Here is a 15,027-nt window from a genome sequence, read left to right on the forward strand (position 1 = left end):
GGGTTACGGGCTTGGCCAGGTCACACAAGACGAGCCGGGTACGGTATGCCCGGACGGACCACCGCCACACCCACAAGGGTGACGGCGGGACCGACGGAGAGGGCTGGTAGGTAGCTATGGAAGAGCCGCGTCGCCTCGGCGGCCGGTACGAACTGGGCCAGGTGCTCGGTCGTGGTGGCATGGCGGAGGTCTACCTCGCACATGACACCCGCCTCGGCCGCACCGTGGCGGTGAAGACGCTGCGAGCGGACCTCGCGCGCGACCCGTCATTCCAGGCCCGGTTCCGCCGGGAGGCCCAGTCGGCCGCCTCGCTCAACCATCCCGCGATCGTCGCGGTCTACGACACGGGCGAGGACTACATCGACAACGTGTCGATCCCGTACATCGTCATGGAGTACGTGGACGGCTCCACGCTGCGTGAGCTTCTTCACTCCGGCCGCAAGCTGCTGCCGGAGCGCGCCATGGAGATGACCATCGGCATCCTCCAGGGCCTCGAGTACGCCCACCGCAGCGGCATCGTCCACCGCGACATCAAGCCGGCCAACGTCATGCTGACGCGCAACGGCCAGGTCAAGGTGATGGACTTCGGCATCGCCCGCGCCATGGGCGACTCCGGCATGACGATGACCCAGACCGCCGCCGTCATCGGCACCGCCCAGTACCTCTCGCCGGAACAGGCGAAGGGCGAGCAGGTCGACGCGAGGTCCGACCTGTACTCGACCGGCTGCCTGCTGTACGAGCTCCTGACGGTCCGCCCGCCCTTCGTCGGCGACTCCCCGGTGGCCGTCGCCTACCAGCACGTCCGTGAGGAGGCCCAGGCCCCGTCGGTCTTCGACCCCGAGATCACGCCCGAGATGGACGCGATCGTGCTGAAGGCCCTCACCAAGGACCCCAACTACCGCTACCAGTCGGCCGACGAGATGCGCGCCGACATCGAGGCCTGCCTCGACGGCCAGCCGGTGGCGGCGACCGCGGCCATGGGTTCCGTGGGCTACGGCGGCTACCCCGACGACCAGCCGACCACGGCCCTGCGCGCCACGGACGCCGGCGCCACGTCGATGCTGCCGCCCATGAACCCGGACGACGGCGGCTACGGCTACGACGACCGCGTCGACCGACGCCGCCAGAAGAAGTCCAACACCTCGACGATCCTGCTGGTCGTCGCGGCCGTGCTGGTGCTGGTGGGCGCGGTTCTGATCGGTAAGTGGATCTTCGCGGGGGATGGGGTGGCCAACGACACCACGTCCGTCCCCGACTTCGTGAGCAACACCAAGACTGAAGCCAGCCAAGCGGCCACGAACGCCGAACTCAAACTCGAGTTCACGGAGAAGCCCTGTGAGGACCAGGTCAAGGGCAAGGTCTGCACTCAGGACAAGCAGCCCGGCGAGAAGGTGAAGAAGCAGTCCATCATCAACCTGGTCATCTCCACCGGCGCCCCGAAGGTGACGGTGCCGAGCGTGATCGGTCTGAGCCTGGAAGACGCCAGGACGCAGCTCGAGGGCGCCGACTACGACTTCGACATCAAGACGGAGACGCGTGAGGTGTCCTCCGACGATCCCGGCACCGTCCTCGACCAGGACCCGCGGCGGGGCGAGGAGGTCGAGAAGGGCTCGACGATCACCCTCACCGTCGCCAAGGAAGAGGAGAAGTCCACCGTCCCGGCGGTCCTCGGCAAGACCTGCGACGAGGCGAAGGCCCAGATGACGGCCAACAACCTGGTCGGCAACTGCACCGAGGTCGAGACCCAGGACCCGAACCAGGTCGGCAAGGTCATCGCGACCTCGCCGGAGGCCGGCAGCCAGGCGGACAAGAACTCGACGGTGAACATCCAGATCGGCAAGCAGGCCGCGCAGAAGGCCAAGGTGCCGAACGTGGTCGGACGCACGGTCGGCCAGGCCAAGCAGATCCTGGCGGCCAGCGGCTTCACCAACATCCAGTTCGCCGACGGCAGCGACCAGAGCGACACCGCCTTCGTCACCGACCAGGACCCGGACGCCGACCAGGAGGTCGACGACCCGGCAAACACCCAGGTGACGCTGACCACCTTCGGCGCCGGCGGCAACGGCGGCAACAACGGCGGGAACAACGGCGGCCAGATCTTCGGCGGCGTGACCGGAACGTCCGCCCGCACGGAGGACTGACCCTCACGCACACAGCTGAGCCCCGGCGCCCTGAACAGGGTGCCGGGGCTCAGCCATGCCCCTCCCGCGACCGGGCGAGGCTCGGAAACCCGTTCCCCTATCGCTCGTGCCTTCCCACTTCACGGCTCGTTGACAGGGTGGGGTGGGGAATCAGAGCTCTGCCCTGGCCATACGGCTACACCGTGAACGGAAGGGCAGAACGTGATCGACCAATCGGCACTGCTGGAGTCCAAGAGCCTGCGCGACAGCGTGCTGGAACGAACAGACGTCCTCGACAGGGTGAAGGCGCTGTCGCTGCTGCCGGACGGGATGCATGTGACCACGGCGATGGTTGCGGCGTACTTCGGGGTCACCACCGAGGCGGTCCGCCAGCTCAAGGCACGCCATCACGATGAGCTGTTGTGCAATGGAATGGTGACGCTCCAGGGCTCTGAGCTCGCACAATTCAAGCGTGACGTCTTGTCACGCTTTCCGGGAGGTTATCCACAGCCTCGGTCGAGCCTCACGCTCTACCCGCGCCGAGCCGTCCTCAACATCGCCATGCTCCTCCGCGACAGCGAAGTCGCACGTCAGGTGCGTGTGTACCTCCTCGACATGGAGTATGCGGCCCGCACACAGCCTGTGGAAAACCCGCCCCCCACCGACATCGCCTCCCTCGACGCCCGCATCGACCAGCGCATCACCCACATCCTCGGCAAGACCGTCGTGCCGATGTTCAACGCACTGATCGCCACCTCCGGCGAACACCGCCGCGAACTCATCGAGCTCCGCGAGGACATCCAGAACGTCGAGCGCAAACTGTGCTGGCACCACCGGCGGATCAGCACCCTGGAAGGAGAGTCACCGACAGACCAGGTACGCGCCTCCATCGCCGCCATGACCTGGCAGGCCTTCGAACGCCACGTCGCCGATCTGTTGCGCCGGGACGGCTGCACGGGCGTCGTCGTACGACAGGCCCACAGCGACCGGGGTATCGACATCACCGGGCACACCGCGGACGGCCACAGCGTGGCCGTCCAGTGCAAGAACCGGACCGGCCGTGTGTCCGTCCCCAGCGCCGAGATGCAGAAGTTCGCCGGAGCGGCATGCGCGATCGGGCAAGTGGATATCGCGCTCTTCGTCGCCACATGCAACTTCAGCAGCGAGGCACAAGCAATCGCTGACCTGAGCGGAGTCATCACCGTAAACCGCGACGAATTGGAGGCGTGGAGCGCAGGAGCCCGCCTCCCGGCCCTGCGATAGACATCACATGCCAAGGGCCCGAAGCCGCAAAGGTAAGTTGCGGCTTCGGGCCTCCGCCATGCTAGGTGACCGACCTCCCGCAAGGAGCTCAGTCAGCGCAACTCCTCCGGCAACGTCCGCTGCGCATCCACCTTCTCCACCCGCTCCAGCTCTCCCCACACGATGTACCGGTACCGGCTCGTGTACACCGGCGTGCAGGTCGTCAGCGTGATGTAGTGGCCCGCCTTCGTCTTGCCCGACTCCTTCGGGATGGCGGAGAGGACCTTGACGTTGTACTTCGAGGTCTCGGGAAGGATGCCGTACACCTTGTAGACGTACCACTTGTCCTTCGTCTCGAAGACGATCGGGTCGCCCTTCTCGATCTTGTGGATGTTGTGGAACTCCGCGCCGTGCCCGTCCCGGTGGGCGGCCACCGAGAAATTGCCCTTCTTGCCCGAGGTCGGCAGGGTCGCCTTGACCGGGTCGGTGTAGTAGCCGGCGACGCCGTCGTTGAGGATCTTCGACGACGTGCCCTTCTCGACCAGGATGTCGTCCCCGCTCATCGTGGGCACGTGCAGGAATCCGATGCCGTTCTTCGAGTCGAACTCGGCGGGACGGCCGGAGCCCTCGTCGTCCTGGTGGGCCCAGATGTCACGCACCTTGTCGGCCTGCTTCGCCGCCGCGCGATCAGCGACGACGTTCGTCCACCACAGCGAGTAGACGACGAACAGCCCCAGCACCAGGCCCGCCGTGATGAGAAGCTCGCCGAACACGCTGACCGCCATCGCGATCCGGCCCATGCCGCGGCGGCGCGCCGGGCGGCGCCGTGACGCGGGGGCGGCCGTGTCCTCCGCCGTGCCGTCAGAGGTGTCCGTGCCGTCGGTGGTGGCTGCCACTTTTTTCATCTGCCCTAACTGACGAGCGCATCCGGCTTGCCCTTGCTGCGCGGCCGTTCCTCGACCATCTTGCCCCAGACGATCAACCGGTACTTGCTGGTGAACTCCGGCGTACACGTGGTGAGTGTGATGTAACGGCCCGCCTTGGTGAACCCCGACCCCGGCGGAACCGGATCCAGCACACTCACATTGCTCGGCGACGTCACCGGCAGGATCGACGCCATCTTGTACACGAAGTACTTGTCCTGCGTCTCCACGACGATCGCGTCGCCCTGCGAGAGCCGGTTGACGTACCGGAACGGTTCACCATGGGTGTTGCGATGCCCGGCCAACCCGAAGTTCCCGGTCTTGGCGTCCGGCATCGCCGTCTTCAGCTTGCCCTCGCCGTAATGACCGACCATGCCCCGGTCGAGCACCTTCTTGTTGCTGACGCCCTCGGCGATCGGGACGACGACGTCCAGCTTCGGGATGTGCAGGATGGCGAAGCCCTGCCCCGGCTCGAACGTCCCCGGACTGCGCTTGCCGCTCGCCCAGTCGTCCTGAAGGCTGCTCGCCTCCTTGTCCGCCTGCGCATGCGCCCGGACGTTCGTCCACCACAGCTGGTAGCTCACGAACAGCAGCATCAGCACACCGGTGGTGATGAACACCTCACCGATCGCCCGGCTGGCCAGCACCCCCGGACTGGGCTTACGCGCCTTCGCCTGCCTACGGGCCTCCATCCGCGAGAGCGGCGCGCCGGAACTCTCCGAGCCCGAGTCCGTCTCCTCGGCCTCCGACTCCTGCCGGGAACCCCCATGGCGCCCATGACGCCGCTTGGCTGCCTTTCTACGGGCCGCACGGCCACCAGTCGGGGTTCCGGTGGCCGAAGCGACGGAAGAGGCGGCAGAAGCCGATATGGACTCGCCGGCAGAGGGCGGATCCGCTATCCGCAGCGCTACGGTCTCGTCGTCGACAGGGGGTATGTACGGCTCCGCATACGGCTCCTCGTACGACTCGTACGCCTCGTACGACTCCTCATAGGACCCGCCGCCATAACCGTCACCCCCATAACCATCAGCGGCATAACCGTCACCGCCGTAGCCATCAGCGCCATACCCCTCGCCCCCCTGGGCATGCGCACGCGCCTGCGCCTGCGAGACGTAGTCCTCCCCGCCCTGCCACTCCCCGAGCGCACCGGAGCCCTCGTACGGCTGCTGCCCGTACGAGGTGCCCTGGTCGCCGGCGCCACCGTAGGAGTCCGTGAAGGACTCCCCGTACGAGGCGCCGGACTCGCGCTCGGGGCGCAGCGCGGTCACGCCGTGGCCCTGCCCACCACCGGGGCGAGCCCCGCAGACCTCGCCACCGCACCCTGGTCGCCGCACTCCACCAGCCAGTTGGCCAGCATCCGGTGCCCATGCTCGGTCAGAACCGACTCAGGGTGGAACTGCACACCCTCGACCCGCAGTTCACGGTGCCGCAGCCCCATGATGATCCCGTCGTGCGTACGAGCCGTGACCTCCAGCTCGGCCGGCACCGTCCCCGGCTCCGCCGCCAGGGAGTGGTAGCGGGTCGCCGTGAACGGCGTCGGCAGGCCCGCGAAGACACCCTTGCCCTCATGCTCCACCAGCGACGTCTTGCCGTGCAGCAGCTCCGGCGCACGATCCACCACACCGCCGTACGCCACCTGCATCGACTGCATCCCGAGACAGACACCGAAGACCGGCACCCCGGTCGAGGCACAGTGCCGGACCATGTCCACGCACACCCCCGCCTCCTCCGGCGTCCCCGGCCCCGGCGACAGCAGCACACCGTCGAAACCGTCCTGGGCATGCGCCGTCGACACCTCGTCGTTGCGCAGCACCTCGCACTCGGCACCCAGCTGGTAAAGGTACTGGACCAGGTTGAAGACAAAGCTGTCGTAGTTGTCCACGACAAGAATGCGCGCGCTCACTCGCCCTCCACCGTCACATCGTTGAAGGGCAGCAGCGGTTCGGCCCATGGGAAGACGTAGTTGAACAGGACGTAGACCACGGCCACGACCAGAGCGAGCGAGATCAGCGCCCTCACCCACGCATTCCCCGGCAGATGCCGCCAGATCCAGCCGTACATGCCGTCCCTTCCGTCGCACCACGGCACCAGACTCACGCCGTACAGCCAACAGACTAACGGCGCAACGCCTCCGGTTTCCCGGCCTCCACAGGCTGGGTGGAGTCCAGATGGGCCCACACGATCAGCCGGTGGCTGTGCCCCCACTCCGGATCACACGTGGTCAGAGTCAGATAGCGGCCCTCACGCGTGTACCCCGACTTACGGGGCACAGCGTCGATCACCTCAATGTCCGTGGGCAGGGTTTTGTAGGGGCCTTTGTCGATCCGATACGTGAACCAGGTGGTCCCGTCGGTCAGAACCACGGCGTCGCCGGGCCGCAGCCGCGGAAAGTCCTTGAAGGGATCACCGTACGTACGCCGGTGACCCGCCACCGAGAAGTTGCCCTTCTGCCCCAGCTGCGCGGTGCTCGCGTAGTGACCGAGCCCCTTCTTCAAGGTCCCGGTGGCGGTGCCTTCGAGCACCGGCTTGTTCCACGTGAAACCAAGACGCGGGATGTACATGATCGCGAAAGGCTTGTCCGCGCTGTACGGGCCAGGACTCGGCGGACTCCCCGGCGCGCCCGCATCACGACCCGCCTCATCCCCGGCCTCACCACCAGGCGCCGCAGCAGTCGGACGCACCGCCCCCTGCGCCCACTGCTCCTGTAACCGGTCGATCTGATCGTCCATGACGTGGTCGGCCTTCACGCCGGTCCAGAACAGCACATAAGCGACGAACAGGACGATCACAGTGCCCACGGTGATACACAGCTCGCTGACGGTCCTGACGACGACACGCACCGGCAGCTCCAGAGAGGGCTAGAGCGGGCTCACTCCACAGGCTTGGCGTACTGCAGATCCACTGTGCCCGAGTAACCCGGCAGAGTCACCGTCCCGTCCTCGGTGACTTTCCAGCCGAGACCGTAGACATTGACGTACACCATGTAGTTCTGAATCGCCTGCGACGCCGCCAGCGCCTTCTGCATCCTCTCCGGATCCCCGACCGCCGTGATCTTGTACGGCGGCGAGTAGACCCGGCCCTGGAGAATCAGCGTGTTGCCCACGCAACGCACCGCGCTCGTGGAGATCAACCGCTGGTCCATCACCTTGATCCCCTTGGCACCGCTCTGCCACAGCGCGTTGACCACCGCCTGGAGATCCTGCTGGTGAATGACCAGGTAGTCGGGCTGCGGCTCCGGATAGCCAGGGAGCTTGGCCGTAGCGTCCGGCGGCGCGTCGTTCAGCGTGACCGAGATCGCCTCACCACTCAGCTTCTGCGTTCCCGCGTTCTCCTCCAGCGCCGCCAGCTTGTCGTCCTCGGCCTTCGTACTGCCGTCGTCACGCTCGGCAAGCGCCTCCACGTCGTCCCGCAGGACCGCGTTGGACTCGTCGAGCTGGCCGTTCTTGTGACTGCGCTCCTGGATGAGGTCCGACAGCTTCAGCAGCGAGGCGTCCGTACGGATATTCGTGCCCTTGGCCGTGTTGAAACTGGTGAAGAAAATGAGCCCCGCGAGAGCGAAGACGGCCGCGGTCAGCACCCGCACCGGCCGGAATCGGCCACGGACAGGACTGGATCCCGCCCCGGGGGAGTCGGCAGAATTGCTCAACGTACCCTTATCTCCTTCGGCGCCGCGGAAGCACTACGCTAACGGACGCCCGGGGGAGCAATCAGAGTCCCCTTGTACGCTGCCCCGAGCCAGCCACAGTTCCCTGCGCGGCCACGCAGCGCATCGACAGGAGAGACCCTCGTGCCGAAGTCACGTATCCGCAAGAAGGCCGACTACACGCCGCCGCCGTCGAAGCAGGCGACCGCCATCAAGCTGAACAGCCGCGCCTGGGTCGCGCCCGTGATGCTGGCCATGTTCCTCATCGGCCTGGCCTGGATCGTCGTCTTCTACGTGACGGACGGTTCGCTGCCCATCGACGCTCTGGGCAACTGGAACATCGTCGTGGGCTTCGGCTTCATCGCCGCCGGCTTCGGCGTCTCCACCCAGTGGAAGTAGCCGTCGAACGGGCGGTCACCGCACGGTGAACGCAGCTCTGCCCAGGGCTATCCGCTGAGTTATCCACAGCCGTTGTCCACAGTGTTGAAAAAGAAAAGACGATCTGTGGATAACCCATCGACTGTTGACGCCGGTGTGACGAATTACCAGCCCAGCGCCCCAACAGAAAACCTGTTCGCCCCCTGCCTGACCTGCGGAAACGCGGCTCGGTAGCAGGGGGCACAGCTGTTCCCGCACAGTGTGCACAAGATCCGGCACCCACTGTGGACAACAGGGCGCGTTAAGTGAGCTGGGCAGTCCTGAGCAGGGTCAGGAGCACTACGACGGCCAGGACCAGCGCGCATGTGCCGTACTGGATCAGTGCCCGGTGCCCACGTGGGGCGTGGACCATCGCGTAGCCCGTGATGACGCCGGCGACGAGGCCACCGATGTGGGCCTGCCAGGAGATGTTGAATCCTGGGGCGAAGGTGAAGATCAGGTTGATCACCAGCAGGGCGATGATCGGCCGCATGTCGTAGTTGAGGCGCCGCATGAGGACGGCGGTGGCGCCGAACAGGCCGAAGATGGCGCCGGAGGCGCCGAGCGTGGCGGTGGTCGGTGAGGCAAGGAGGTAGGCGAGGGCACTGCCTGCGAGGCCGGAGACGAAGTAGACCGTGAGGTAGCGGGCGCGGCCGAGGGCGGTTTCCAGGGGGCCGCCGAGCCACCAGAGGCTGAGCATGTTGAAGCCGAGGTGCCAGGGTGCCTCGTGGGTGAACATCGAGGTGACCAGGCGGTACCACTCGCCTCCCGCGACGCCTTGGGTGGGTGTGTACGGCTCCGGTGGCCATGCTCCGAGGAGGACCAGGTCGTTCAGGAGCGCGTCGCTGGTCTGGACGGCGATGAAGATCGCCAGGTTGATCCCGATGAGGATCTTGGTGAGGAGGCGGGGGTCGGCGGTGAGGGTGCCCCCTGCCAGGGTGCGGGGCTGGGAGGCGCTGGGGGCGTGGCCGGTGCCGGAGCCGGTGCGGACGCAGTTGGGGCATTGGAAGCCGACGGAGGCGTTGACCATGCATTCGGGGCAGATGGGGCGTTCGCAGCGGGTGCAGCGGATGCCGGTCTCGCGGTCGGGGTGGCGGTAGCAGACGGGCAGGCTCTGGGCGTCCTGCGGGCTGCCTGCCGGCTGGTCCATGAGGTCCCCTAGGTCGTCGTACGCGGTGCACGTCCTCATACACCGCCCCGCTCATCCTTACGGACGAGCGGGGCGTTTGGTTCCCTGCGGGAGGTGTCGGGCGCTGTTCGCGTCGTGGTCTCAGTTCTCGCGGGTCTCGATGACGACCGACTCGATGACGATGTCGTTGACGGGGCGGTCGGTGCGCGGGTTGGTCTGCACGGCGGCGATGGTGTCGACGGTCTTCTGGCTGGCGGGGTCGGTGACCTCGCCGAAGATGGTGTGTTTGCGGTTCAGCCAGGTGGTCGGGGAGACGGTGATGAAGAACTGGGAGCCGTTGGTGGCCGGGCCGGCGTTGGCCATGGCGAGCAGGTAGGGCTTGTCGAAGCGGAGGTCGGGGTGGAACTCGTCCTGGAACTGGTAGCCGGGGCCGCCGGTGCCGTTGCCGAGGGGGTCGCCGCCCTGGATCATGAAGCCGCTGATGACGCGGTGGAAGACCGTGCCGTCGTAGAGCTTGGCCGTGGACTTCTCGCCGGTGGTGGGGTTCGTCCACTCACGCTCGCCCTGGGCAAGTTCGACGAAGTTCTTGACCGTGATCGGCGCGTGGTTCGGGAGGAGCCGGACCTCGATGTCGCCGTGGTTGGTCTTCAGGGTGGCGTAGAGCTGCTCGGCCACGATCTGCCTTCCGTTGTCTGCCTGTGACTCCCCGATCCTCGCATGAACGGTGGTGTCCGGTGCCCGGCGTTCGTTCACCCGCACGCAACCGGGCTGATTCCTTGCAGAAAACCCATCGAGTCGGTCCGTGGCGGGGGCGCGGCGGGCAGATCCGTGGCATTGTCGACGACAAGCCACCGTTGCCTCGCATTGGTCCGTTATTGCACTTGATCAAGCGTATCGGCACCCATATGCCCGCCCTCACATGCCGCAGAGCGTTCCGGCAGGCATGATCCGTAAAAGGGTGGAAAGTCGAATTACCGTACGCCACCGAGGAGGAGGAACCCGTGACCCGCATCGACAGCGTGCGCGCCGCGACCGGCTCGGCGAAGGACAGCGTGCTGCACGCCGCGGAAGTGGTGGCGCCCTACGCCGACACCGCCAAGGACAGGGCTACGCACTACGCACACGAGGCACGCGTACGGCTCGCGCCGAAGGTGACGCAGGCCACCGAGCAGGCCCGCGCGCAGGCCCTTATGCAGTACGGCACGTATGTCGCGCCGCGCTTGGAGCAGGCTCGTGCACATGTGCCGCCGAAGGTCGACCAAGCCGCTCATGAGGCTGCCGTTCGTACGCGTCAGGCTGCCCGGCAGGCCGCCGTTTACTCTCGGCCGAAGCTGGAGCAGGCGGTGGCCGCGGCCGGGCCTGTGAGGGACGAGGCCACTGCGCGTGGTGCGGCCGCGTTGGCCGCGTTGCGCGGTCAGGTCTCGCCGAAGGAGGTCCAGAAGCTGGTCCGTAAGCATCAGCGGCGTGCCAAGGCGGGGCGTGCCGCGAAGGTGCTGGCGGTGCTCGGCGTTCTGGCGGGTGGCGCCTTCGCCGCTTGGAAGTGGTGGGACAAGCAGGCCAACCCTGACTGGTTGGTCGAGCCTCCGGCCGCGACCGAGGTGCCCGAGGCGGACCGTTTGTCGTCGGTGGACGGCAGCGGCCAGTCTGTCCTCGATCCTGAGGTGCAGGTGAAGGAAGCCGAGGAGGAAGAGGCCCGGCGTGACGAGGGCCTGTGATGTGATGGGCCGGTGACGGCCTGAGCATCGAACTACGCTGTGGGGCGGGAGACTTGAGGGCCTCCCGCCCCACAGCGATGTTTCACGTGGAACACCGACCGCGTTTCACCCGGCGGCTTCGAGACGGCGCGTGTTTACGCCCGCGCCGCACGATGACGTTTGCAACGGCTGACGCGCGCAAGTACCGCGCAGCTTTCCTTAACGGATTGCATCCTTCTGATTACGCGATGATGTTCGCGCCAGCTCAAACGGGACCTCTCCACAGACGCGCCCCCTCCGGCGTCACGTCCACGGTTTACGCATCCGCCGGGGCAGCCGCCCATAACGGCCGTTTGCGCAAATATCTGCAATGATGCCGGCCTCTCTCGCGTGACACACGTCACTCGGGGCTTCGCGCCCGTGCGGGTCCTGGCATGCGAAGACCGGCCAGAGGCGGTGAAGCGTCTGACCGGTCCGAGGTGTGGAGCCTAGGGGAGTCGAACCCCTGACATCTGCCATGCAAAGTCACGTAGGCCGTGACTCTAGTTTGGCCGAGTCTCGCCGAGACGCTCCGAGCGCAGGTCAACCATTGCGCGACCTACCGAATCCGAGGTTCGCCGAGACTCACCGAGCGGCACCGAGTGGGTTTTGTGGAATCGATGTGGACTCCCACCCCCGGCAGGCTCACGAGACGGCCCGCAGGTGACGGCCACCATGGAGGGCATCACGCGCGTTGGCGAGGGCCTGCTCCCCGCGGTGCGTGTACATCCACGTGACCTTCCCACCGCGCTCGTGCCCGAGGATGTACTGGACGTCGACCTCGGACATGCCGGCCTCGTGCAGGCGCGAGGCGAAGCGGTCCCGGTAGTCCGAGACGCGCGGCCACCACTCCTTGCGGCCCGTCTCGGGGTTCTTCACCATCCGGGCAATCCCTGCGGCTTTGATCGCCGGGATCCAGTACCGCCGGAAGTTGTTCCTGTTCAGCGCGCCCTCGACAGTTACCAACTTGCCGTCGACACGCCGCTTCTCACCCCCCAGCGGGGAGCGGAACATCAGCTCCTCGGCGTGCATGCCGTCCTCGACAGCGGTCACCGTTTCGGCAGGGTCCAGCCGTAGCAGCATCGTGTCCACAGCGGCGCGGCCCTTGGCCGTCAGGGGCACCGTGCGGAAACCGGCCGCCGTCTTCGGGATGCCCTGCCGCCGGAGGGTGCCGCGGTCGTCGATGACCACTTCCCGCACCTTGACCGTGTCGGCCTCCAGGTCGAGGAAGACGCGGCGGGTACCGGCGGCCTCCCCCCACCGCAGACCGGTCTCCTCCAGGAAGTCGGCGAGCGGCTGCCACCACACCGGGAGGTGTTCGCGGACGAGCGCGTACTGCTCCTGGGTGGGTGGTGTGAGGTCGTCGGGATGCCGTACAGGTGGGCTGGCCGTCTTGGTGACGTCCTGGGCCGGGTTGAAGGGGATGCGCTGGTCGCGGACGGCGTCCCGGAGGAGCATCTTCAGCAGCTCCAGCACCTTCGTCTGCGTCGCGTGCCCCTTCAACTCCTGCGCCACCCACGTCTGGAGCTCCAGGTAGGTGAAGGAGTTCAGCTTCCGCTTCCCCCACTTGGGCTGGATGTGGACGGTCCACGCGGACAGCTTCCGGTTGCGGGTGGTCGGCCGCTTCGGCTCGTTGGCCGGCCACCACTCGCTCCACCACTTGTCCAGGGTGATGGTCCCGCGCTTGGGGTCCAGGTAGGTGCCCTGGCGTACGGCGCCGCGGACGTCGTCCAGGAAGGCGTCGGCCTCCTTCTTCTTCTTGAAGTTCTTGGCCTTCTGGTCGCCGTTGGCGTCCCGGTAGCGGGCCTGCCAGGAGCCGACGCAGTCGCGCCGGCGCTTCCGTTCTCCGTGGTCCTCTGGCGGGTACGCCTCCATGCACAGCTGGCAGCCGCAGGACTTCGAGCGCAGTTGCCGTGGGTTGTTGGTGGCCCTACGAGGCACGGCTCACCGCCCTCGGGCGGACCGTGGCCAGGAAACGGCGGGCGTCCTCAGGGGTACGGAAGTTCTTCACCCGTAGGAGGCCGTCCTCGCTGCGGTAGCGGGCCCGCCATGGGCCAAGGCATTCGTCGCGTTCGGGCCGGGGGCCGTACTGCGCGGGCGGAAAGTCCTCGATGCAGTCGAGGCAGCCGCATGTCCGGCTTGCTACTTGGTACGGGCTAGGCGCCAAGGTGGATCACCTTCTCGCTCCTTCGCTGTTGAGGGATGGCGGGGAGCAGGTTGATGTCCTCCCCACACCAGCAGCGTGCACCGAACGCGGGCTGAGCGACGCCCAGTTGGAGAAGTACGGCCCGGACGGCTCGGAGTGTGTAGAGCGCGGTGTGGCTCAACTCGTCCGGGAGGGTGATGACGTTGGCGTCGGCGTCCCAGGGATCGTTGAGGCGGTTACGCGGTGTGAAGCGGACGCGGATGCACATAGAACTCCCCCGGGAGGCACGTGTGGCTAGCGCTTACCAACGGGGGAGAACGTCGGCTGTGGGTGCGACCGTACCCCCTGCTGGGTGAATATGCGACCACTGTGTGCAGGTTTCGTGCGCAGGATCTAACGGGGAGTAATGGGGTCCGTTTAGCGGAGACTCGGTACCCGGAGTAACGGTTGTACGCGACTTTTTGACCGCCCGTCAGGGCGCCTACTCGTTGCTGTCCGCTAGGGCTCTGGCCTGGATCAACATGATTCGCCGCTGCTCCTCGGTCAGCCGGTCGAGAATCCGGAGAGTCTCTTCCCGCTCGTCGGCCGTTTGCGGGGCGGGCGCCCTCTTTCCGGCCGCCGCGAGGAGCCGTTCGGCAGGGAACTTCGGGAACACCTCGGCGAGGACGCGGATGGTGGCGGCGCGCGGGACGCGCTTGCCGTGCACCCAGGTGTTGACCGCGGCGATGGAGACCTTCGCGCCGTGCGCTTCGAGGCGTCGCGCGACCTCACTGTCGGACACACCGTACGCGTCCTTCAGCGCAGCGAGGGCCTGCGCGAAGGTCTCTGCGGCCTCGCCGGCGGGGTTTTCGGGGTTCTCCACAGGGCAAGACTGCCCGCGCCCTTCTACTTTCCGCAAGTAAAAGTAGAAGGCGTGGCGTGAACTTGACGGCGCGCGGTCTCCCCACTACGCGCCGTTGTGCATGTCATATGCGACCAGACTAGAACACGCGTTCGAAGATCGCACTCGCCACGACGGATCTCGGCGAGACAAGGCGAAACCCTTGCCCTGGCTTCAACTTCTACTGTAGAAATGTCGCAACGCCCCACCAGGGGCGAATCCAGCCAACACCCCTGGCACGAGGTCCCTTCATGCCCAAGCTGAACCGCAAGGACGACGGACAACCCCTCAGAGACGCCATGGCCCGCGCCGGGCTCTCCATCCCCCAGCTCGCCGAGGCGACGCGGCGGGTGGACCCGGCAGGGAAGGGCGTCAGCGCGGCAACCGTCGGCCGCCTCGCGGGACAGGGCAAGACCGCTCGCGATCGATGCGAGTGGACCACGGCCTGGTACATCGCCGAAGCGCTCCACAAGGAGACCAACACCCCCCTCCAGGACGTCTTCGCCATGCCCTCACCTTCAACTTCAACAGTAGAAAGGTCAACCCCCGATGCCGAAGAAGGCTGACCGAGTCGCCCCCCTCCCGGCCGGTCTGGTTCCGCTGCTGACCCAGAAGCAGCTGGAGACGCACTACGGCGTCTCCGACTGGACCGTCCTCCAGTGGATCGAGGCCGGTATGCCGACGGAGCCGTTCGCGGGTCGTGGCCGGCGCTTCGACCTGGAGAAGGTCCGCAGCTGGCACGCCGAGCAGAGCCAGCTCGCCACCGCCTGATCCCCCCTGAACGCGCCGAAGGG

At 66.8% G+C, this 15,027-nt stretch carries 17 protein-coding genes; 6 read left to right on the forward strand and 11 right to left on the reverse strand.

All coding sequences use genetic code 11. The features are described 5' to 3' along the window. Positions 1–116 precede the first annotated feature (116 nt). Together pknB and ACZ4UU_RS12065 are read left to right on the forward strand one after the other, a co-directional pair. Positions 117–2,141: a Stk1 family PASTA domain-containing Ser/Thr kinase gene (gene pknB, locus ACZ4UU_RS12060; RefSeq protein ID WP_468038941.1), complete on the forward strand. Its 2,025-nt coding sequence runs from the start codon at positions 117–119 to the stop codon at positions 2,139–2,141. A 201-nt stretch (positions 2,142–2,342) separates the two neighbouring features. Next, positions 2,343–3,383 (forward strand): restriction endonuclease, encoded by a 1,041-nt coding sequence (locus ACZ4UU_RS12065; protein ID WP_468038943.1) that lies wholly within the window; start codon positions 2,343–2,345, stop codon positions 3,381–3,383. 92 nt (positions 3,384–3,475) lie between these two features. Here ACZ4UU_RS12065 and ACZ4UU_RS12070 read toward each other — a convergent pair whose 3' ends face one another. Genes ACZ4UU_RS12070 through ACZ4UU_RS12095 form a run of 6 tightly spaced genes read right to left on the reverse strand, consistent with a single transcriptional unit; the run spans position 3,476 to position 7,931 of the window. After that, on the reverse strand, positions 3,476–4,258 hold the full coding sequence (locus ACZ4UU_RS12070) for a class E sortase (RefSeq protein ID WP_468038945.1): 783 nt from the start codon (positions 4,256–4,258) through the stop codon (positions 3,476–3,478). A gap of 14 nt (positions 4,259–4,272) precedes the next feature. Continuing rightward, positions 4,273–5,553 (reverse strand): class E sortase, encoded by a 1,281-nt coding sequence (locus ACZ4UU_RS12075; protein ID WP_468038947.1) that lies wholly within the window; start codon positions 5,551–5,553, stop codon positions 4,273–4,275. After that, the gene (locus tag ACZ4UU_RS12080; RefSeq protein ID WP_383449695.1) at positions 5,550–6,188 is read right to left on the reverse strand and encodes an aminodeoxychorismate/anthranilate synthase component II; all 639 of its coding nucleotides are present in this window, start codon (positions 6,186–6,188) and stop codon (positions 5,550–5,552) included. The genes ACZ4UU_RS12075 and ACZ4UU_RS12080 overlap by 4 nt, the downstream gene beginning before the upstream one ends. Then, a complete protein-coding gene (locus ACZ4UU_RS12085) occupies positions 6,185–6,382 on the reverse strand; it encodes a hypothetical protein (RefSeq protein WP_468039219.1) in 198 nt (65 codons plus the stop codon). Before ACZ4UU_RS12085 ends, ACZ4UU_RS12080 begins: the two co-directional genes overlap by 4 nt. A gap of 17 nt (positions 6,383–6,399) precedes the next feature. Next, on the reverse strand, positions 6,400–7,125 hold the full coding sequence (locus tag ACZ4UU_RS12090; protein WP_468038949.1) for a class E sortase: 726 nt from the start codon (positions 7,123–7,125) through the stop codon (positions 6,400–6,402). 29 nt (positions 7,126–7,154) lie between these two features. Beyond that, positions 7,155–7,931, reverse strand: a complete 777-nt coding sequence (locus tag ACZ4UU_RS12095) for a DUF881 domain-containing protein (protein WP_468038951.1) — start codon at positions 7,929–7,931, stop codon at positions 7,155–7,157. Between the two features lie 141 nt (positions 7,932–8,072). Here ACZ4UU_RS12095 and crgA point away from each other — a divergent pair, with 141 nt between their 5' ends. Beyond that, a complete protein-coding gene (gene crgA, locus ACZ4UU_RS12100; RefSeq protein WP_030047324.1) occupies positions 8,073–8,327 on the forward strand; it encodes a cell division protein CrgA in 255 nt (84 codons plus the stop codon). Between the two features lie 280 nt (positions 8,328–8,607). On the opposite strand, the gene ACZ4UU_RS12105 is transcribed toward crgA, so the two are convergent. Both ACZ4UU_RS12105 and ACZ4UU_RS12110 read right to left on the reverse strand, forming a co-directional pair. Next, entirely contained in the window at positions 8,608–9,495 is an 888-nt protein-coding gene (locus ACZ4UU_RS12105; RefSeq protein ID WP_468038953.1) for a rhomboid family intramembrane serine protease, read from the reverse strand. A gap of 120 nt (positions 9,496–9,615) precedes the next feature. Further along, positions 9,616–10,149, reverse strand: coding sequence for a peptidylprolyl isomerase (locus ACZ4UU_RS12110; protein ID WP_468038955.1), 534 nt, complete (start codon positions 10,147–10,149; stop codon positions 9,616–9,618). Positions 10,150–10,475: 326 nt separating this feature from the next. Between ACZ4UU_RS12110 and ACZ4UU_RS12115 the strand changes: the two genes are divergently transcribed. Further along, complete coding sequence (locus ACZ4UU_RS12115) at positions 10,476–11,189, forward strand: DUF5324 family protein (RefSeq protein ID WP_468038957.1); 714 nt, start codon at positions 10,476–10,478, stop codon at positions 11,187–11,189. A 663-nt stretch (positions 11,190–11,852) separates the two neighbouring features. Here the strand turns inward: ACZ4UU_RS12115 and ACZ4UU_RS12120 are convergent. The 3 genes from ACZ4UU_RS12120 to ACZ4UU_RS12130 all read right to left on the reverse strand — a co-directional run bounded on the left by ACZ4UU_RS12120 (position 11,853) and on the right by ACZ4UU_RS12130 (position 14,215). Then, positions 11,853–13,148, reverse strand: coding sequence for a tyrosine-type recombinase/integrase (locus ACZ4UU_RS12120; protein ID WP_468038959.1), 1,296 nt, complete (start codon positions 13,146–13,148; stop codon positions 11,853–11,855). Positions 13,149–13,363: 215 nt separating this feature from the next. Beyond that, a complete protein-coding gene (locus ACZ4UU_RS12125) occupies positions 13,364–13,621 on the reverse strand; it encodes a hypothetical protein (protein WP_468038961.1) in 258 nt (85 codons plus the stop codon). A gap of 213 nt (positions 13,622–13,834) precedes the next feature. Beyond that, positions 13,835–14,215, reverse strand: a complete 381-nt coding sequence (locus ACZ4UU_RS12130) for a helix-turn-helix domain-containing protein (protein ID WP_468038963.1) — start codon at positions 14,213–14,215, stop codon at positions 13,835–13,837. A 269-nt stretch (positions 14,216–14,484) separates the two neighbouring features. On the opposite strand from ACZ4UU_RS12130, the gene ACZ4UU_RS12135 reads away from it, so the two are divergent. Both ACZ4UU_RS12135 and ACZ4UU_RS12140 read left to right on the forward strand, forming a co-directional pair. Beyond that, positions 14,485–14,799 carry an XRE family transcriptional regulator gene (locus ACZ4UU_RS12135; RefSeq protein WP_468038964.1) on the forward strand — a complete coding sequence of 105 codons (315 nt, stop codon included), beginning with the start codon at positions 14,485–14,487 and terminating at the stop codon, positions 14,797–14,799. Further along, positions 14,783–15,004, forward strand: a complete 222-nt coding sequence (locus tag ACZ4UU_RS12140; RefSeq protein WP_468038966.1) for a hypothetical protein — start codon at positions 14,783–14,785, stop codon at positions 15,002–15,004. Before ACZ4UU_RS12135 ends, ACZ4UU_RS12140 begins: the two co-directional genes overlap by 17 nt. Positions 15,005–15,027: the final 23 nt, after the last annotated feature.

The organism is Streptomyces sp. NPDC028907 (assembly GCF_055564995.1).

What these genes read in the sequence shown, in the direction of transcription:
- pknB (WP_468038941.1), top strand. Translation starts at nt 117, where the DNA reads ATGGAAGAGCCGCGTCGCCTCGGCGGCCGGTACGAACTGGGCCAGGTG.
- ACZ4UU_RS12105 (WP_468038953.1), bottom strand. Translation starts at nt 9,495, where the DNA reads ATGGACCAGCCGGCAGGCAGCCCGCAGGACGCCCAGAGCCTGCCCGTC.
- ACZ4UU_RS12125 (WP_468038961.1), bottom strand. Translation starts at nt 13,621, where the DNA reads ATGTGCATCCGCGTCCGCTTCACACCGCGTAACCGCCTCAACGATCCC.
- ACZ4UU_RS12135 (WP_468038964.1), top strand. Translation starts at nt 14,485, where the DNA reads ATGCCCAAGCTGAACCGCAAGGACGACGGACAACCCCTCAGAGACGCC.
- ACZ4UU_RS12140 (WP_468038966.1), top strand. Translation starts at nt 14,783, where the DNA reads ATGCCGAAGAAGGCTGACCGAGTCGCCCCCCTCCCGGCCGGTCTGGTT.